The organism is Burkholderia sp. FERM BP-3421 (genome assembly GCF_028657905.1).
Lineage (GTDB): Bacteria > Pseudomonadota > Gammaproteobacteria > Burkholderiales > Burkholderiaceae > Burkholderia.
On record NZ_CP117782.1, the window covers coordinates 2,088,463 to 2,106,474 of the forward strand.

At 68.9% G+C, this 18,012-nt stretch carries 15 protein-coding genes; 9 read left to right on the top strand and 6 right to left on the bottom strand.

The genetic code is table 11. The features are described from left to right. The first annotated feature begins 76 nt into the window (after positions 1 to 76). Positions 77 to 907: a helix-turn-helix transcriptional regulator gene (locus Bsp3421_RS25375; RefSeq protein ID WP_273998635.1), complete on the top strand. Its 831-nt coding sequence runs from the start codon at positions 77 to 79 to the stop codon at positions 905 to 907. On the opposite strand, the gene Bsp3421_RS25380 is transcribed toward Bsp3421_RS25375, so the two are convergent. Continuing rightward, positions 897 to 1,865 carry a Csu type fimbrial protein gene (locus Bsp3421_RS25380; RefSeq protein WP_273998636.1) on the bottom strand — a complete coding sequence of 323 codons (969 nt, stop codon included), beginning with the start codon at positions 1,863 to 1,865 and terminating at the stop codon, positions 897 to 899. The two genes, Bsp3421_RS25375 and Bsp3421_RS25380, sit on opposite strands and share 11 nt — an antisense overlap. Before the next feature lie 428 nt (positions 1,866 to 2,293). Between Bsp3421_RS25380 and Bsp3421_RS25385 the strand changes: the two genes are divergently transcribed. The 6 genes from Bsp3421_RS25385 (at position 2,294) to Bsp3421_RS25410 (ending at position 8,830) form a co-directional block, all read left to right on the top strand. Further along, positions 2,294 to 2,827, top strand: coding sequence for a Csu type fimbrial protein (locus Bsp3421_RS25385; protein WP_273998637.1), 534 nt, complete (start codon positions 2,294 to 2,296; stop codon positions 2,825 to 2,827). Positions 2,828 to 2,871: 44 nt separating this feature from the next. Then, on the top strand, positions 2,872 to 3,402 hold the full coding sequence (locus Bsp3421_RS25390) for a Csu type fimbrial protein (RefSeq protein ID WP_443111527.1): 531 nt from the start codon (positions 2,872 to 2,874) through the stop codon (positions 3,400 to 3,402). After that, positions 3,389 to 4,123: a fimbrial biogenesis chaperone gene (locus tag Bsp3421_RS25395; RefSeq protein ID WP_443111528.1), complete on the top strand. Its 735-nt coding sequence runs from the start codon at positions 3,389 to 3,391 to the stop codon at positions 4,121 to 4,123. Before Bsp3421_RS25390 ends, Bsp3421_RS25395 begins: the two co-directional genes overlap by 14 nt. 66 nt (positions 4,124 to 4,189) lie before the next feature. Next, the gene (locus Bsp3421_RS25400) at positions 4,190 to 6,553 is read left to right on the top strand and encodes a fimbria/pilus outer membrane usher protein (protein ID WP_273998638.1); all 2,364 of its coding nucleotides are present in this window, start codon (positions 4,190 to 4,192) and stop codon (positions 6,551 to 6,553) included. 96 nt (positions 6,554 to 6,649) lie between these two features. Next, a complete protein-coding gene (gene argH, locus Bsp3421_RS25405; protein ID WP_273998639.1) occupies positions 6,650 to 8,059 on the top strand; it encodes an argininosuccinate lyase in 1,410 nt (469 codons plus the stop codon). Between the two features lie 90 nt (positions 8,060 to 8,149). Continuing rightward, positions 8,150 to 8,830, top strand: a complete 681-nt coding sequence (locus Bsp3421_RS25410; protein WP_273998640.1) for an HAD family hydrolase — start codon at positions 8,150 to 8,152, stop codon at positions 8,828 to 8,830. An 18-nt stretch (positions 8,831 to 8,848) separates the two neighbouring features. Here the strand turns inward: Bsp3421_RS25410 and Bsp3421_RS25415 are convergent, their stop codons facing one another. From Bsp3421_RS25415 to apbC, 5 genes are all read right to left on the bottom strand, one after another. Next, on the bottom strand, positions 8,849 to 9,553 hold the full coding sequence (locus Bsp3421_RS25415) for a lysozyme inhibitor LprI family protein (protein ID WP_274004355.1): 705 nt from the start codon (positions 9,551 to 9,553) through the stop codon (positions 8,849 to 8,851). Positions 9,554 to 9,579: 26 nt separating this feature from the next. Continuing rightward, entirely contained in the window at positions 9,580 to 11,859 is a 2,280-nt protein-coding gene (locus Bsp3421_RS25420; protein WP_273998641.1) for an arginine/lysine/ornithine decarboxylase, read from the bottom strand. Between the two features lie 84 nt (positions 11,860 to 11,943). Then, positions 11,944 to 12,513: a dCTP deaminase gene (gene dcd, locus Bsp3421_RS25425; protein ID WP_252982419.1), complete on the bottom strand. Its 570-nt coding sequence runs from the start codon at positions 12,511 to 12,513 to the stop codon at positions 11,944 to 11,946. A 97-nt stretch (positions 12,514 to 12,610) separates the two neighbouring features. Then, a complete protein-coding gene (locus Bsp3421_RS25430; protein WP_273998644.1) occupies positions 12,611 to 13,150 on the bottom strand; it encodes a superoxide dismutase family protein in 540 nt (179 codons plus the stop codon). Between the two features lie 136 nt (positions 13,151 to 13,286). Further along, complete coding sequence (apbC, locus tag Bsp3421_RS25435; RefSeq protein WP_273998645.1) at positions 13,287 to 14,375, bottom strand: iron-sulfur cluster carrier protein ApbC; 1,089 nt, start codon at positions 14,373 to 14,375, stop codon at positions 13,287 to 13,289. Between the two features lie 319 nt (positions 14,376 to 14,694). Between apbC and Bsp3421_RS25440 the strand changes: the two genes are divergently transcribed. Beyond that, positions 14,695 to 15,345, top strand: coding sequence for an OmpA family protein (locus Bsp3421_RS25440; protein ID WP_273998646.1), 651 nt, complete (start codon positions 14,695 to 14,697; stop codon positions 15,343 to 15,345). 431 nt (positions 15,346 to 15,776) lie between these two features. Then, positions 15,777 to 17,909 carry a methionine--tRNA ligase gene (gene metG, locus Bsp3421_RS25445; RefSeq protein ID WP_273998648.1) on the top strand — a complete coding sequence of 711 codons (2,133 nt, stop codon included), beginning with the start codon at positions 15,777 to 15,779 and terminating at the stop codon, positions 17,907 to 17,909. Positions 17,910 to 18,012: the final 103 nt, after the last annotated feature.

The window sequence follows — 18,012 nt, forward strand, 5'->3', positions numbered from 1 at the left end:
CGATCAGTACCGGTACAAGTCAAGCAGTTATTCCGGTATCCGTGCCACCCGTCTGTTATCCGCCCCTGTTTTTCGCATGCGCACCACCTCATCCGCCCCGCCCCCCCTCGACGCCACGCCGGCCCGCGCGCTCGGCGAGTTCATCCGCGCCCACCGCGAGCGCCTGACGCCCGCGGCGGTCGGGCTCGCGCCGGGGCCGCGCCGGCGCACGCCGGGGCTGCGGCGCGAGGAAGTCGCGCAGCTGTGCGGCGTGAGTCCGACCTGGTACACCTGGATCGAGCAGGGCCGGCAGGTGTCGGCCTCCGCCGATGCGCTCGCGCGGATCGCCGTCGCGCTGCAGCTGTCGCGCGCCGAGCGCGCCTACCTGTTCGAGCTGGCCGCGCAGCGCGACCCGGCCGAACCGGCGCTCGCGGCCACCGACGTGCCCGCCACCCTGGTCGCGACAGTCGCGCTGATCACGACGCCCGCCTACCTGCTCGATCGCCAATGGAACGCCCTCGCGTGGAACGCACCGGCCGCCGCGCTGTTCACCGGCTGGCTCGACGGCGAGCACGACCGCAACCTGCTGCGCTTCACCTTCATCGATCCGGCCGCGCGCACGCTAATCGTCGACTGGGAAACCCGGGCGCGCCGGCTGGCCGCCGAATTCCGCGCCGACTCGATCCGCCACCAGAACGACGCGCCGACCCGCGCGCTGATCGACGCCCTGCTCGCCGACAGCGACGCGTTCGCGCATTACTGGGCGTCGCAGGATGTCGGCGAGCGCGAGGGCGGCGTGCGCGAGTTCGACCATCCGCGCGACGGGCGGCTCGTCTACCAGCAGCTGACGCTCAAGCCCGCGCATCGCGAGGATCTCAAGCTCGTCGTGCTGGTGCGCGAGGGCGACGCGCCGCCCCTCAGAAGCTGATGGTCGCGGTGATCGTGTCGCTGTAGCTGCCCGGCGCGGGCGTGGCCTGCGTCGGCACCCGGCCGTACACGGTGAGCGCCTGCGCGACGCCGCTGCCCGTGCCGGTCGCCATCGAGGTGCCGCTCGTGCCGTCGCCCCACGGGTTCGCGTGCGCGGCATCGAGATACAGCTGATAGCCGACCGAACCGCCGCCGCCCGAGCGCAGCATGGTGCGCGCGGAGACGCTGCCGCTCGTGCCGCCGTTCAGCGCGATCTCGAACGCGTCGCCGTTGGTGCACTGCGCGCTGATCGAGCCGGTCGCGGTCAGCGCGCTCGTCAAGAGGCCGGCCGCCGCGAACGCGACGTTGGTCGCCGTGATGTTGCAGTTGTTGATCACCGTCGCGGTGGCCGTGAACGCGAACGTGCCGTACGCGGTCTGCCCCGTGCAGCTCGGCGGCCCCAACAGGTAGAACAGGTAGTTGAGCGAGGTCTGGCTGCCGCCGAAGTTTTGCGAGTAGACCGTGTTCGCGTTGCCGACCGACGGCACCGTCGGCTGGTTCGCGGCGATCTTTCCGTAGATCGTCACGTTCGCGCTCGTGGTGGTCGACAGCGCCGGCTTCGTCAGGATCAGCGAAATCGGCGTCGTGCCCGAGTAGGTCGAGCCCCAGCTCGTCGTATAGCCGGCGTCCTGATACAGGTCGTACTGCATCTGGTTCGCGCCGCTGGTCAGGTAGCGCGGGCTCGTGCCGCCCAGGTTCAGGCACACGAGCACGTTCGGCACGAGCGTGATCGCGGACCAGGTGCAGGTGACGGTCATGGTCGACGTGGTCGTGACCGCGGTGAGCGCGATCGGGCTCACCGAACCGAAGCTCGGCGCGGGCGCGGTCACCGTGCAGGTCTCGGCGCGCGCGGCCGCCCAGGGCGCCGCCAACGCGATCAGCATGCCGAGCGCGAACAGGCCCCGTTTCAGAAACCGCATCCATCCGCGCCGTTGTTTTTCAATGCGCAGCACTGCCGACTCCGTCATTCCAACTCCACGAAATAGTCGCCCACAATTCAATTTCAAAAATCATGAACAATCTTATTCAGACACAAACAATTCGATTCCATAAAAGAATTTCTTGCGCCTCGATCGGTATTCCACGAATGCACCGATCCACGGGATCATTAACCAGCATAGGCTTGAAATGACATGCATCCAGAGTACTTTAATTCTCCTTTTCCAATACTTATTAATTGATTTTTCACTTTCACCGTTGCAGCCCAATAATCCGTGCGCTAATCTTACCTAAAACATCAGGAATATCCTGAATAAAAATCCGTCCGATTCGCCGATCCTCGAGGTGTTGTTTCACCCCCGGGAGCAGTCCCGGCGGTTCACAACCAGAACAGCAGGAGCGCTACGCGATGAACCACTCTTTCCGTCCGTTTCTGTCGGCCGCGGCGGCCGCGCTGCTCGCCGCGACACCGGCCTTCCAGCCCGCCGAGGCCGCGGTTTACTCGAACGGCACGGCGACGGCCACCTTCAACGTCACGCTGACGATCCAGGCCAACTGCACGATCGCCGCGACGCCGCTCGCGTTCGGCACGACCGGCGTGCTCGCGGCCGCCCTCAACCAGCAGACCACGCTGTCGGTCACCTGCTCCAACCTGACGCCCTACAACGTCGGGCTCGACGCCGGCAACGTCACCGGCTCGACCGTCACCGCCCGGCTGCTGGCCGGCACCGCGACCGGCAACACCGGCACGACCGTCGGCTTCCAGCTCTACCAGGACTCGGGCCACACGACCGTGTGGGGCAACACGCAGGGCACCAACACCGTCGGCGGCACCGGTTCCGGCTCCGCGCAGACGATCAACGTGTACGGCCAGGTGGCCGCCCAGTCGACGCCGAAGCCCGACACGTACCAGACCACCGTCACCGCAACCGTCTACTTCTGACCGACGCGCGCGGCGAGCGCCGCGCGACCTCACCGGAGCCGCCCATGAATGCGACCGCACGCGTCTTCACCAGGCTCGCGCTCGCCGCGAGCCTGGCCGCCATGCCGCCGATGCAGGCGGTCCGCGCCGCCGTGTATTCGAACGGCACCGCGACGGGCACCTTCGGCGTCACGCTGACGATCCAGGCCAACTGCACGATCGCGGCGAATCCGCTCGCGTTCGGCACGACCGGCGTGCTGACCACGGCGATCAACCAGACCACGACCCTCTCGGTCACCTGCTCGAACGCGACGCCGTACAACGTCGGGCTCGACGGCGGCTCGGTGCTCGGCTCGACCGTGACGAACCGGGTGCTGGCGGGCAGCCTGCTGCTCAACCTCGCCGTCGTCAACTACCAGCTCTACCAGGACGCCGGCCACACGACCATCTGGGGCAACACACAGGGCACCAATACGCTCGGCGGCACCGGCTCCGGCTCGACGCAGACCCTGACCGTCTACGGCCAGGTGCCCGCGCAGACCACCCCGCAAAACGACACCTACCAGTCCACCATTACCGCGAGTGTCTTCTTCTGACCTTTTCCCGATCCGCGCGCGCCTGCTCTGCGCGCTGGCCTGCGGCCTCGCGGCGGCCGCGGCGCACGGCGCGACCCTGCAGATCTCGCCCGTCACGCTCGACCTCGCCGCCGACAGTCCCGCGGCGGCCCTCACGCTGCGCAACCCGGGCGACCGGCCGATCTACGGCCAGGTGCGCACCTATCGCTGGACCCAGGAACACGGCGACGACGTGCTCACGCCCGCCCCGGAGCTGGTCGCGAGCCCGCCGCTGCTGCAGATCGGCGCGCAGTCGGACCAGTTGGTGCGGCTCGTGCGCACCGCGCGCGACAAGCCGCCGCGCGAGCAGAGCTACCGCGTGCTGATCGACGAGCTGCCGACGCCCGACGCGCCGGTGACGAGCGGCATCACGATCCGCCTGCGCTACTCGATCCCGGTGTTCGTCGCGCCCGCCACGGCCGGCGCGCCCGCCCAGCTCGACTGGAGCCTCGCGCGCGGCGAGCAGGCCTGGCAGTTGCGCGTCGCGAACCGCGGCGAGCATCACGCGCAAATCTCGGCCGTGCGCCTCGTCGACGCGGCCGGCAAGCGCTACGAGATCACCGAGGGCCTGCTCGGCTATGCGCTCGCGGGCAGCGCGCGGCAGTGGCCGCTGCGGCTCGATCCGGCGATCGGGCCGCAGATCCGCCGCGTGGAGGCCATCGTCAACCTGCAGAAGGTCGAGGCCGCCGTGGCCTCGCCCTGAACCCGACGCCCCCCCGCTCCCGCTCGTCCGACCGTGCCGCTCGCTCGCCCCGCGCCCCGCCCGACGATGTCCGGGCGCCCCGGGCGCCTGGCCGCCCCTGCCGCCGCCGCCGCGCTCGCGCTCGCGCTCGCCGCGTTCGAACCGGCCGCGCGTGCGCAGGACCTGCCGCGCGTGATTCCGTCCGACGCGCGCGCGGCCCTGCCCGGCTCCGCCGCGGGCGCGCCGGACGACCTGTATCTCGACGTCACGCTCAACGGCGAACCGACCCACCTGATCGTGCATTTCAGCGTGCACGACGAGCGGCTGTCGGCCAGCCAGGACGATCTCAACGACCTCGGCATCACGACCGCGAGCCTGAAGCTGCCCGCCAACGCGCTGGTCGCGCTCGACGCGCTGCCGGGCCTGCGCTATCGCTACGACGTCACGAGCCAGACCATCGCGCTCGAGGTGCCCAACGCGCTGCGCATCCCGCACACCTACGACACGCGCGCAATCCAGGCCACCCCGAACGCCACCGCCGGGCGCGGCGTGCTGCTCAACTACGACCTCTACGCGCAAAGCGGCGAGCACGCGCCGGTGTCGCTGTGGAGCGAACTGCGCTATTTCGATCCGGCCGGCGTGTTCAGCACGACGGGCATCGCGTCGTTCTATCGCGGCGACCAGCGCTATACGCGCTACGACACCTCGTGGAGCCGCTCCGATCCGAAGACGCTGAGCACCCTGCAGCTCGGCGACACCATCTCGTCGTCGCTCGCCTGGAGCCGTTCGCTGCGCCTCGGCGGCGTGCAGTGGCGCAGCAATTTCGCGCTGCGCCCCGACCTCGTGACCTTCCCGGTGCCCGCGCTGCCGGGCTCGGCCGTCGTGCCGACCTCGGTCGACCTGTACGTGAACAACGTGCGCCAATTCAGCAGCAACGTGCCGAGCGGGCCGTTCGTGATCAACAACGTGCCGGGCATCATCGGCGGCGGCAACGCGACCGTGATCACGCGCGACGCGCTCGGACGCTCGATCGCGACCTCGCTGCCGCTCTACATCGACACCCGGATGCTCGCGCCCGGACTCGCGAGCTACGGCGTCGAGGCGGGTTTCCTGCGGCGCGCCTACGGACTCGATTCGTTCGACTACGACCCGCATCCGGCCGCGAGCGCGACCGCGCGCTACGGGCTCACCGACACGTTCACCGCCGAGACCCACGCCGAGGTCACGAGCGGGCTCTACAACGCGGGCGCGGGCGCGCTGCTGCGGCTCGGCATGGCGGGCGTCGTCAGCGCCTCGGCCGCCGCGAGCGCGGGCCGGCTCGCGGGCGCGCAGTTCGGGCTCGGCTACCAGTTGATCGAGCCGCGCTTCTCGATCGACGCGCAGACCCTGCGCACGGTGGCGAACTACGGCGACCTCGCCGCGCGCGACGGCACGCCGGTGCCCACCGTCACCGACCGCGTCACGCTGTCGCTGCCGTTCATCCGCGCGCAGACGCTGTCGCTCAGCTACATCGGCCTCAAGTATCCGGGCGCGCCGACCTCGCAGATCGGCTCGGTGGCCTACTCGATCAGCCTCGGCGGCCTGCTGTCGCTGACCGTGAGCGCATTCCAGGACTTCCGCCAGCGCGATTCGCGCGGCGCGTTCCTCAGCATGAACCTCGGCCTCGGCAACAACACCTCGATCAACGCCAACGTCGGCCGCCAGAACGGCGAATCGATCTACAGCGTCAACGCGACCCGGCCGCCCGACTACGACGGCGGCCCCGGCTGGGCGGTGCAGGCGGGCAACGCGGGCGACGTGCGCTACGGCCAGGCGCAGGCCCAGTACCTCGGCCGCGCCGGCCAGGTGACGGCGCTCGCGCAAACCATCGCGGGCCGCCGCAACGTCTCGCTCGACGTGAGCGGCGCGCTCGTGCTGATGGACGGCAGCGCGCTGCCGTCGCGGCGCATCGACGACGCGTTCGCGCTGGTGTCGACCGACGCCGCGCCCGGCGTGCCGGTGCTGCACGAGAACCGCGCGATCGGCACGACCGACGGGCGCGGCCACTTCCTGATTCCGGACCTGAATTCGTACCAGAACAACCGGATCGCGATCGACAGCCTGCGCCTGCCGATCGACGTGCGGCTCTCGGACACGATGCGGAACGTGGTGCCGCAGGCCGGCTCCGGGGTGCTCGCGCGCTTCGCGATCACGCGCGAGCAGGCCGCGTCGGTGCTGCTGCGCGACGCGCAGGGCGCGCCGCTGCCGCCCGGCCTCGCGGTGCGCCAGGTCGAGAACGGCGCGCGCACGATCGTCGGCTACGACGGCATGACCTTCGTGAGCGGCCTCGGCGCGCTCAATCACCTCGAGATCAGCGGCAACGGCCGCCGCTGCGACGTGTCGTTCCCCTACACGCGCCCGGCCGACGGCACGCCGCCCACCCTCGGCCCGCTCGTGTGCGACCTCAAGTAGGCGCGGCGCCCGCCGGCCCGGGCGCGCCGCGATGCTAGAATGATCCGCTATCCCTGCGCGGCGCGAGCCGCCTTCACTCCCCCTCAAAGAATCGCCATGACGTCCCAACTGCACAAAAAGGGCGAGGCCTGGTCGGCCCGCTTCTCGGAACCGATGTCGGAACTGGTCAAGCGCTACACGTCGTCGGTCTTTTTCGACAAGCGCCTCGCGCTCGTCGACATCGCCGGCTCGCTCGCGCACGCGAACATGCTTGCCGCGCAGCGCATCATCGGCGCCGACGACCTGGCCGCGATCGAACGCGGCATGGCGCAGATCAAGGGCGAGATCGAACGCGGCGAATTCGAGTGGCAGCTCGATCTCGAGGACGTGCACCTGAATATCGAGGCGCGCCTGACCGCGCTGATCGGCGACGCGGGCAAGCGCCTGCATACGGGCCGCTCGCGCAACGACCAGGTCGCGACCGACATCCGCCTGTGGCTGCGCGGCGAGATCGACCGCATCGGCGACCTGCTCGGCGACCTGCGCGGCGCGCTGCTCGACCTCGCCGAGCAGCACGCCGACACCATCCTGCCGGGCTTCACGCACCTGCAGGTCGCGCAGCCCGTGACCTTCGGCCACCATCTGCTCGCCTATGTGGAAATGTTCACGCGCGACGCGGAACGGATGCGCGACTGCCGCACCCGGGTGAACCGCCTGCCGCTCGGCGCGGCCGCGCTCGCCGGCACCAGCTACCCGATCGACCGCCACGCGGTCGCCAAGACGCTCGGCTTCGACGGCATCTGCGCGAACTCGCTCGACGCGGTGTCGGATCGCGACTTCGCGATCGAGTTCACCGCCGCGTCGGCGCTCGTGATGACGCACGTGTCGCGCCTGTCCGAGGAACTGGTGCTGTGGATGAGCCCGCGCGTCGGCTTCATCGATCTCGCGGACCGCTTCTGCACCGGCAGCTCGATCATGCCGCAGAAGAAGAACCCGGACGTGCCCGAGCTCGCGCGCGGCAAGACCGGCCGCGTGAACGGCCACCTGATCGCGCTGCTCACGCTGATGAAGGGCCAGCCGCTCGCCTACAACAAGGACAACCAGGAAGACAAGGAGCCGCTGTTCGACACGGTCGACACGGTCGCCGACACGCTGCGCATCTTCGCCGAGATGGTCGCGGGCATCACCGTGAAGCCGGACGCGATGCGCGCCGCCGCGCTGCAGGGCTTCTCGACCGCGACCGACCTCGCCGACTACCTCGTCAAGCGCGGCCTGCCGTTCCGCGACGCGCACGAAGCGGTCGCGCACGCGGTGCGGATCTGCGAAGTGCGCGGCTGCGACCTCGCCGACCTGACGCTCGACGAAATGAAGCAGGAGTTGCCGAACGTCGCGCACCTGATCGGCGACGACGTGTTCGGCTATCTGACGCTCGAAGGGTCGGTCGCGAGCCGCAACCACCCGGGCGGCACCGCGCCCGACCAGGTGCGCGCGGCCGTGCGGGCGGCGCGCGCGACGCTCGGCCGCTGAGCGGCTGCGGCGCCACGGCGGACACCGGCGGTGTCCGCTTTTTTTTCGCCGCGCGACGCGCGGCCGCATCACACCTCACGAGGGAAGCGGATGTTCTCAGCGGCGATCTTCGACATGGACGGTCTGCTCATCGATTCCGAGCGCACCATCATGAACACCTGGCTCGCGGTCGCCCGCGAACACGGCGTGACGCTCGCGCCCGCCGACTACCTGCAGATCGTCGGCCGCTCGTTCGCGGAAGGGCAGCGGATCCTCGCCCGCCTGCTCGGCAGCGAAGCGGCGTTCAGCGTGGTGGCGGGACGCGTGCGCGCGCAGCTCGCCACGCCGACGTCGACCCCGAAGTATCCGCTCAAGCCCGGCGCGCTCGCCCTGCTCGACGCGCTCGCGCGCGCCGGCATTCCGTGCGCGGTCGCCTCGTCGTCGGGCCGCGACGTGATCCGCGCGAGGCTCGACGAAGTCGGCGTGCTGCAGCGCTTCGCCGCGCTCGCGGGCGGCGACGAGGTCGCGCGCGGCAAGCCCGATCCCGCCGTCTACCGGCTCGCGGCCGAGCGCCTCGCGGTGCCCGCGCAGGCCTGCCTCGCGTTCGAGGACAGTGATTTCGGCGCGCATGCGGCCGCCCGCTCGGGCGCATCGGTCATCACCGTGCCCGACCTCAAGACGCCCACGCCGGAAGTCATCGCATTGAGTTTCAGGATCCTCACCTCGCTCGACGAGGCGGTCGCGCACGTGCCCACGTGGTTCGCCGCCGCGCCGCGCGCCGGCGCCGCCTGAGCGGCGGGGGCCCGCCGCTCAGCGGTTGCCGACCGTCTCGGAGAAACGCTTGAGCGTCGCGACCCGCGCGCCGATCAGGTCGACGCGCTCGTCCTCGCTGATGAGCGGCGTGGTGCCGTCGCGGAACGACGCCCAGGCGCGCTGCGCGCGCATCAGCGTCGCGCGCGAGCGGGCCGGCATGCGTTTCTGCAGCTTCGCGGCGTAGCGATTCAGATCGAACTGCGCGTGCTCGCACGCGGCGTCCTGCGCGCACGGCCGCACCCGGTGCACCGCGCCTTTCGCGCCGCCGGGCTGCGCATAGCGGTCGGCCGCCTCGCGCAGCGCGAGCGCGCGGTCGCGCACCGGCTGCAACTGCATGTCGGCGCTCGCCATCGCATACATCGTGCCCTGCGTGGTCTCGTACACCGCGCGCGCGAGCGGCAGCTCGTCGCCGCGCCACGCGAGCCAGCGGCGCTGGCTCTCCTGCCAGCCGCGCTTCGCATCGGCGGGCGCCACCCGCACGAGCCGCGCGTACGTCTCGCCCATCGCGGCCTGCCATTTCTGCCGCGCCTCGTCCATGCACTGGATCTGGCCGACGGTCGACGAGCGGTCGCGCTGCGCGAGACACTGCCGCATCGCGACGTCGATCGGATCGGCCGCCGCGACTTCCGCGCGCGCGACGCCCGCGGCGGCGGCCCAGGCAAGCGCCGCGACCAGCGCCGCACGCGCGAGCGGCCTACGCATGCGCGTCACGCCCATCGTCGGCATCGTCAGTCGCGCACGCAATCGACGTAGTACTCGACGCGCCCGTTCATCTCTTCCGCGACGAGGCCGTGGATGTCGGTGTGGAAGCCCGGGAAGCGCGCGTTGAAATCGCGCGCGAACCGCAGGTAGTTGACGATGGTCTTGTTGAAGCGCTCGCCCGGGATCAACAGCGGAATGCCCGGCGGGTAAGGCGTCAGCAGGATGCTCGTCACGCGGCCTTCCAGCTCGTCGAGCGGCACGCGATCGATCTCGCGGTGCGCGAGCTTCGCGAACGCATCCGACGGCTTCATCGCGGGCTCCATGTTCGACAGGTACATCTCGGTCGTCAGGCGAGCGATGTCGTTCGCGCGGTAGACGTCGTGGATCTGCGCGCACAGGTCGCGCAGGCCGACGCGCTCGTAGATCGGGAACTGCGCGACGAATTCCGGCAGCACGCGCCACAGCGGCTGGTTGTTGTCGTAGTCGTCCTTGAACTGCTGCAGCTCGGTCACCATCGAGTTCCAGCGGCCCTTCGTGATGCCGATCGTGAACATGATGAAGAACGAGTACAGGCCGGTCTTCTCGACGATGATGCCGTGCTCCGCCAGGTACTTCGTGACGATCGCCGCCGGAATCCCGGTCTCGCCGAACTCGCCGTCCACGTCGAGCCCCGGCGTGATGATCGTCGCCTTGATCGGATCGAGCATGTTGAAGCCTTCGGCGAGCGGGCCGAAGCCGTGCCAATGGTCGTTCGGCTGCAGGATCCAGTCCTCGCGCGAGCCGATGCCCTCTTCCGCGAGATCGTCCGGCCCCCACACCGAGAAGAACCAGTCGTCGCCGTATTCGGCGTCGACCTTGCGCATCGCGCGGCGGAAGTCGATCGCCTCGGCGATCGATTCCTCGACGAGCGCCGTGCCGCCCGGCGGCTCCATCATCGCGGCCGCGACGTCGCACGACGCGATGATCGCGTACTGCGGGCTCGTCGAGGTGTGCATCAGGTACGCTTCGTTGAAGCGGTGCTTGTCGAAGGTGCGGTGTTCGGAATCCTGCACGACGATCTGCGAGGCCTGCGAGATGCCGGCCAGCAGCTTGTGGGTCGAGTGGGTCGCGAACACCAGCGCGCCGGTGCGCGGCCGGCCCGCGCCGATCGCGTGCATGTCCTGGTAGAACGGGTGGAACTCGGCGTGCGGCAGCCACGCTTCGTCGAAGTGCAGCGTGTCGAGCAGATCGCCCAGCAGATCCTTGATCTGCTCGACGTTGTAGACCACGCCGTCGTAGGTGCTCTGCGTGATCGTGAGAATCCGCGGCTTGAGGTTCGGGTTCTTCTTGAGCGCCTCGCGCGCGAACGGGTTCGCCTCGATCTTCTTGCGGATGTTCTCCGGCTTGAACTCGTCGCGCGGGATCGGGCCGATGATGCCGAAGTGGTTGCGGGTCGGCGTCAGGAACACCGGGATCGCATGCGTCATCGTGATCGCGTGCAGGATCGACTTGTGGCAGTTGCGATCGACCAGCACGATGTCGCCCGGCGCGACCGTCGCGTGCCAGACGATCTTGTTCGAGGTCGAGGTGCCGTTGGTGACGAAGAACAGGTGGTCCGCGCTGAAGATGCGCGCCGCGTTGCGCTCCGAGGCCGCGACGGGGCCGGTGTGGTCGAGCAGCTGGCCGAGCTCGTCGACCGCGTTGCAGACGTCCGCGCGCAGCATGTTCTCGCCGAAGAACTGATGGAACATCTGGCCGAGCGGGTTCTTCAGGAACGCGACGCCGCCCGAGTGGCCCGGGCAGTGCCACGAGTACGAGCCCTCGTCCGCGTACTTGACGAGCTCCTTGAAGAACGGCGGCGCGAGCGAATCGAGATAGACCTTCGCCTCGCGGATGATGTGGCGCGCGACGAACTCCGGCGTGTCCTCGAACATGTGGATGAAGCCGTGCAGCTCGCGCAGGATGTCGTTCGGCAGATGCCGCGAGGTGCGCGTCTCGCCGTACAGGAAGATCGGGATGTCGCCGTTGCGGCGGCGCACTTCGGTCACGAACGCGCGCAGCTCGATGATCGCGGTCGCCAGCTCGGGCAGCTCGCCGTCCGCGCCGGTCTCGCCGAGCATCAGTTCGTCGTCGTCGAGCGACAGGATGAAGCACGACGCGCGGCTCGACTGCTGCGCGAACGAGGTCAGGTCGCCGTAGCTCGTGAGGCCGAGGACTTCCACCCCTTCCTTCTCGATCGCTTCCGCCAGCGCCCGGATGCCGGACCCGGAAATATTTTCGGAGCGGAAATCTTCGTCGATGATGACGACGGGAAAACGAAACTTCATGGGCGATTCTCCAAAAAGAAACGACCGCGGCGCATCACGCGCAGCGGTCACCCGGTAACTGGCGGTGTTCGATATACAAGCAGATCAGGTTTTCGGGAGCGTGACACCCCGTTGCCCCTGATACTTGCCGCCGCGATCGGCGTACGACACCTCGCACACCTCGTCGCTCTCGAAGAAGAGGACCTGTGCGACGCCTTCGTTCGCGTAGATCTTCGCGGGCAGCGGCGTGGTGTTCGAGAACTCGAGCGTCACGTAGCCTTCCCACTCGGGCTCGAACGGCGTGACGTTGACGATGATCCCGCAGCGCGCGTAGGTCGACTTGCCGAGGCACACGGTCAGCACCGTGCGCGGGATCCGGAAGTACTCGACCGTGCGCGCGAGCGCGAACGAATTCGGCGGGATGATGCAGACGTCGCCCTTGAAGTCGACGAACGAACCTTCGTCGAAGTTCTTCGGGTCGACGATCGTCGAATTGATGTTGGTGAAGATCTTGAATTCGTCGGCGCAGCGGATGTCGTAGCCGTAGCTCGACGTGCCGTAGCTGACGATCCTGCGCCCGTCCTCGGACGCGCGGACCTGACCGGGCACGAACGGCTCGATCATCTTGTGCTCTTCGGCCATGCGCCGAATCCACTTGTCGGACTTGATGCTCATAAAAAAGCGCCAGAAAACGAGGAAGGAGGCCGGCCGACGGACGGCGGCCGCGAAAGGCGCACATTTTACGCGATCGGCGCCGCGTCGACGCGGCGCTTTACGGACGAATCACGCCGCACGCGAGACCGGGGCCCGCGCCGTGCTGCGGAAACAGCGGATCGCTCGCGTCGCGATGCACGAGCACCGACCGCGCGAGCACCGAGCGCACCCCGTCGAGCGCGACGTCCGGCGCGACGATGAAGCCCGCCGCGACGCCGTTCGCATCCGCGTGGATGTTGCCGAGATCGCCGCCGACGCGCGCGCCCGCGCGCAGCCGGTCGGCCGCGGGCGAGAACACGGGGCCCGCGCTCGAGCCGTCGCCCGCGTTGCAGTCGCCGCGCTCGTGAACCTGCAGCGCGTGGTCGCTGTTCGGCGGCAGCCCGGAGAAGTTGTAGGTGACCTGCACGCCATCCGGCCGCTCGACGAAGGTCACGGTGCCGCGCGCCTGGCTGCCGACCGTCGGCTGCAGCATCGCGTCGGCCCGCTTCTCGTGCTGCGACGCGAACGACGTGCAGCCGGCCAGCATGCCGCCGGCGGCCAGGAGGGCGAGCACGCCGCGCGCGAGGCGGCCAAATGCGCCGTCGAGTCGTGGTTTCATGCGTTCCTCATGCCGGCTGATGCGCGCGGGGTGGCGCGCCGCGCCCGCCGGACGGGTAAGTGGACCTGGAAAAGTCGACATCATACCGCGCCTCGTCGCGCTTAAAACAGCGGCACCCCCCGTCCGGCAAGGCATTTTACGTATTTTGAACAACGATGCTCGGGAACTTCGAGGTCATGTCCTTCGCGCGCTCGGCAATCGCGATCGCCACGCTGCGCGCGATCGCGCGATAGCGTTCGGCGAGCGCGCCGCCCGGATCCGCGACCACGGTGGGCGTGCCGCTGTCCGCCTGCTCGCGGATCGCGATGTCGAGCGGCAGGCTGCCGAGCACCTTCACCCCGTAATCCTGCGCCATGCGCGCGCCGCCGCCCGCGCCGAAGATCGGCTCTTCGTGGCCGCAGTTCGAACACACGTGGATGCTCATGTTCTCGACGATGCCGAGGATCGGGATGCCGACCTTCTCGAACATCTTGAGCCCCTTTTTCGCGTCGAGCAGCGCGATGTCCTGCGGCGTCGTCACGATCACCGCGCCCGTCACCGGCACGCGCTGCGCGAGCGTGAGCTGGATGTCGCCCGTGCCCGGCGGCATGTCGACGATCAGGTAGTCGAGCGCCTGCCAGTTGGTCTGGCGCAGCAGCTGTTCGAGCGCCGAGGTCGCCATCGGGCCGCGCCACACCATCGGGTTGTCTTCCTCGATCAGGAAGCCGATCGAGTTCGCCTGCAGCCCATGCCCCACCATCGGGTTCATCGACTGGTTGTCGGGCGATTCCGGCCGCCCGTGGATGCCGAGCATGGTCGGCAGCGAGGGCCCATAGATGTCGGCGTCGAGCACGCCGACCGACGCGCCCTCGGCCGCGAGCGCGAGCGCGAGGTTGACCGCGGTGGTGCTCTTGCCCACCCCGCCCTTGCCGGACGCGACCGCCACGATGTTCTTCACGTTCGGCAGCAGTTTCACGCCGCGCTGCACCGTGTGCGCCACGATGTCCTGCGACACCGCGATGCGCGCCTCGCGCACGCCCGGCACCGCGGCCAGCGCCGCGGCGACCTGCCCGCGCACCGCCTCGAACTGGCTGCGCGCGGGATAGCCGAGCACGACCTCGAGCGTCACCGCGTCGCCGTCGATCGCGACATCGCGAATGCCCTTGTTCGCCGCATACGGGCGGCCGGTATTGGGGTCAGTGAGAGCCGCAAGTGCGGCGTCGACCAAAGCCCGGTCAATGCTCATCGATACTCCGTGGGAAGAACGTCGCTTAAAAGCGCCCAAATCATCAATAATCTTCAAATAACGGGGCTGAAAGCGGGAAAAGTGAAAAAATGTGTTGCACGCCATTGCGCGGCGACGCGTTGCGGCGCACGCTTCGCGGGCGGCGCAGATCGGGGCCATATCCGCCCCGTAGCGCCTATATTGTAGAGGCTGAGGCGACGCCCTGTCCGAACGGCCATCGTGATGGTCGGGGTTTGCCGCGCGGCGCAGGCGGCCTCGGCCGCCAAGCAGTGCTTATTTGTGTCCTTGTCGACTCGATCTATCCAGAGAGGAATCCAACATGAATACCAAAATCGCGATGCGCTTGTCCGTTTTCGCTCTCGCCGGCGCCATGCTGGCAGGTTGCGCGACGCCGCAGGGCAATAACACGGCGGTCGGCACCGGCGCGGGCGCCGCGCTCGGCGCCGGGATCGGTGCGCTCGCGGGCGGCGGCAAGGGCGCGGCGATCGGCGCGGGCGTCGGCGCGCTGGTCGGCGGCGTGACGGGTTACAACTGGCAGGCGATCAAGAACAAGCTCGCGCCGTCGGCGCAGCAGACGGGCACCCAGGTCACCGAGCAGCCGGACGGCTCGCTCAAGCTGAACGTGCCGAGTTCGGTCACGTTCGCGACCAACCAGTACGCGATCACGCCCGCCTTCGCGCCGCTGCTCAACGACCTCGCGTCGACCTTGAACCAGAACCCGCAGATCACCGCGTCGGTGGTCGGCTACACGGACAGCACCGGCTCGGCGCCGTACAACCAGACGCTGTCGCAGAACCGCGCGCAGAGCACGGTGACCGCGCTGGTGCAGCGCGGCGTGGCGGGCGGCCGCCTGTCCGCGCAAGGCATGGGCGCGTCGAACCCGATCGCCGACAACGCGACCGAGGCCGGCCGCGCGCAGAACCGCCGCGTCGAGATCTACCTGCGCGCGCCGCAACAGCCGGCGCAGTAAGCACGACGCCCCGGGAGACGCCGCGCGCGGCGCGCCGAGCCCCGCCGGACAAGGCTCGGCGGGCGTCTGGCAAGAAATCGAAAAAATCTTCGAACTTCCTCGACGCCCACCGGTCTTTCTATACGGTACGTGGCTGGTGCTGCCGGCGCGTCACCATTCTCCTCTTGTCGTTGTTGCTCCGGGGCCGAATCCGCCCCGGTTTTTTTTGCCTGTCGTTTCCCTTGCGCAGCGCAGCATCGGCATCGTTTTCCGGTGCCTCCGCGCGTCTTGGCGCCCGTCCCCCATCCCGCGCCGCCGCCCGCTTCCCCCGTCCTGGGTTCGTCCCCGTCCCGCGCCGGACCGTCCACCGCCCCCGGCGAACGGCGGGCAAACCCGCGCCTGCTAGAATCGCAGCTTCCCCGAGATCGTCTCCACTGCCTTCTACCGACCCTATGTCCGCCTCCGACCTCACTTCCGCGCCCGCCGACGCACCGCACGCCCGCCGCCAGATCCTCGTCACGTCCGCGCTGCCCTATGCGAACGGACAGATCCACATCGGCCATCTGGTCGAATACATCCAGACCGACATCTGGGTGCGGGCGCTGCGCATGCACGGCCACGAGGTCTATTACATCGGCGCCGACGACACCCACGGCACGCCCATCATGCTGCGCGCCGAGCAGGAAGGCCTGACGCCGAAGCAGCTGATCGAGCGCGTGTGGCGCGAGCACAAGCGCGACTTCGACAGCTACGGGATTTCGTTCGACAACTTCTACACGACCGACTCCGACGAGAACCGCGTGCTGAGCGAGCAGATCTATCTCGCGCTCAAGGACGCCGGCCTGATCGCCGAACGCGAGATCGAGCAGGCCTACGACCCGGTCAAGCAGATGTTCCTGCCGGACCGCTTCATCAAGGGCGAGTGCCCGAAGTGCCACGCGAAGGACCAGTACGGCGACAACTGCGAGGTGTGCGGCAGCACCTATCAGCCGACCGACCTGCTCAACCCGTATTCGGTCGTGTCGGGCGCGGCGCCCGAGCGCCGCAAGTCGGTGCACTACTTCTTCCGCCTCTCCGATCCGCGCTGCGAGTCGTTCCTGCGCAGCTGGGTGAGCGGCCTCGCGCAAGCCGAGGCGACCAACAAGATGCGCGAATGGCTCGGCGACGCCGGCGAGGCGAAGCTCGCCGACTGGGACATCTCGCGCGACGCGCCGTACTTCGGCTTCGAGATCCCGGGCGCGCCCGGCAAGTATTTCTACGTGTGGCTCGACGCGCCCGTCGGCTATTACGCGAGCTTCAAGAACCTGTGCGCGCAGCGCGGCATCGATTTCGACGCCTGGGTCCGCCAGGACAGCACGACCGAGCAGTACCACTTCATCGGCAAGGACATCCTGTATTTCCACACGCTGTTCTGGCCCGCGATGCTCGAATTCTCCGGCCATCGCACGCCGACCAACGTGTTCGCGCACGGCTTCCTGACCGTCGACGGCGCGAAGATGTCGAAGTCGCGCGGCACCTTCATCACCGCGCAAAGCTACATCGACGCCGGCCTCAACCCGGAGTGGCTGCGCTACTACTTCGCCGCGAAGCTCAACGCGACGATGGAAGACCTCGACCTGAACCTCGAGGACTTCCAGGCGCGCGTCAACAGCGACCTGATCGGCAAGTACGTGAACATCGCAAGCCGCGCCGCGGGCTTCCTGCTCAAGCGCTTCGACGGCCGCGTGCAGGACAGCGCGATGAACCATCCGCTGCTCGCGACGCTGCGCGACGCGATCCCCGCCATCGCCGCCCACTACGAGGCGCGCGAATACGGCCGCGCGCTGCGTCACGCGATGGAACTCGCCGATGCGGTGAACGCCTACGTCGATACGGCGAAGCCGTGGGAACAGGCCAAGGATCCCGCCAACGCGGTCGCGCTGCACGAGACCTGCAGCGTGAGCCTCGAAGCGTTCCGCCTGCTCACGCTCGCGCTGAAGCCGGTGTTGCCGGGCGTCGCGGCCGCCGTCGAACAGTTCTTCGGGATCGAGCCGCTCGTGTGGTCGGACGCCGCGCGCCCGCTGTCGTCGACGCAGCCGATCCGCGCGTACCAGCATCTGATGACGCGCGTCGATCCGAAGCAGATCGAGGCGCTCCTCGCGGCGAACCGCGGCTCGCTGCAAGGCGCGGAAGCCGCGGCGCAGCCCGCGCGCAAGGACGCGAAGCCCGCCGCCAAGGCCGCGGCGCCCGCGGCCGGCGACGAGCCGTTCATCACGATCGACGATTTCGCGAAGGTCGACCTGCGCATCGCGAAGATCGTCGCGTGCCAGGCGGTCGAAGGATCGGACAAGCTGCTGCAACTGACGCTCGACATCGGCGAGGACAAGACCCGCAACGTGTTCTCGGGCATCAAGTCCGCATATCAGCCCGAGCAGCTCGTCGGCAAGCTCACGGTGATGGTCGCGAACCTCGCGCCGCGCAAGATGAAGTTCGGCCTGTCGGAAGGGATGGTGCTCGCGGCCTCCGCCGCGGACGAGAAGGCCGAACCGGGCCTGTACATCCTCGAACCGCACGGCGGCGCGAAGCCCGGCATGCGCGTGAAGTAAGCGCGCCCCGCGCAGCCGTCTGCGCCCGTTCGCGCCCGTTCGCGCGGGGCTTGGCGAACAGGCCGAGCCGCCCCGAAACGGCCCGATCCGCGTACGCCGATCG

Bases quoted from the DNA above. Each gene is read 5' to 3' on its own strand.
- Bsp3421_RS25375 (WP_273998635.1), top strand. From the start codon at position 77: ATGCGCACCACCTCATCCGCCCCGCCCCCCCTCGACGCCACGCCGGCC.
- Bsp3421_RS25380 (WP_273998636.1), bottom strand. From the start codon at position 1,865: ATGCGGTTTCTGAAACGGGGCCTGTTCGCGCTCGGCATGCTGATCGCG.
- Bsp3421_RS25385 (WP_273998637.1), top strand. From the start codon at position 2,294: ATGAACCACTCTTTCCGTCCGTTTCTGTCGGCCGCGGCGGCCGCGCTG.
- Bsp3421_RS25390 (WP_443111527.1), top strand. From the start codon at position 2,872: ATGAATGCGACCGCACGCGTCTTCACCAGGCTCGCGCTCGCCGCGAGC.
- Bsp3421_RS25400 (WP_273998638.1), top strand. From the start codon at position 4,190: ATGTCCGGGCGCCCCGGGCGCCTGGCCGCCCCTGCCGCCGCCGCCGCG.
- argH (WP_273998639.1), top strand. From the start codon at position 6,650: ATGACGTCCCAACTGCACAAAAAGGGCGAGGCCTGGTCGGCCCGCTTC.
- Bsp3421_RS25410 (WP_273998640.1), top strand. From the start codon at position 8,150: ATGTTCTCAGCGGCGATCTTCGACATGGACGGTCTGCTCATCGATTCC.
- Bsp3421_RS25415 (WP_274004355.1), bottom strand. From the start codon at position 9,553: ATGCGTAGGCCGCTCGCGCGTGCGGCGCTGGTCGCGGCGCTTGCCTGG.
- Bsp3421_RS25420 (WP_273998641.1), bottom strand. From the start codon at position 11,859: ATGAAGTTTCGTTTTCCCGTCGTCATCATCGACGAAGATTTCCGCTCC.
- dcd (WP_252982419.1), bottom strand. From the start codon at position 12,513: ATGAGCATCAAGTCCGACAAGTGGATTCGGCGCATGGCCGAAGAGCAC.
- Bsp3421_RS25430 (WP_273998644.1), bottom strand. From the start codon at position 13,150: ATGAAACCACGACTCGACGGCGCATTTGGCCGCCTCGCGCGCGGCGTG.
- apbC (WP_273998645.1), bottom strand. From the start codon at position 14,375: ATGAGCATTGACCGGGCTTTGGTCGACGCCGCACTTGCGGCTCTCACT.
- Bsp3421_RS25440 (WP_273998646.1), top strand. From the start codon at position 14,695: ATGAATACCAAAATCGCGATGCGCTTGTCCGTTTTCGCTCTCGCCGGC.
- metG (WP_273998648.1), top strand. From the start codon at position 15,777: ATGTCCGCCTCCGACCTCACTTCCGCGCCCGCCGACGCACCGCACGCC.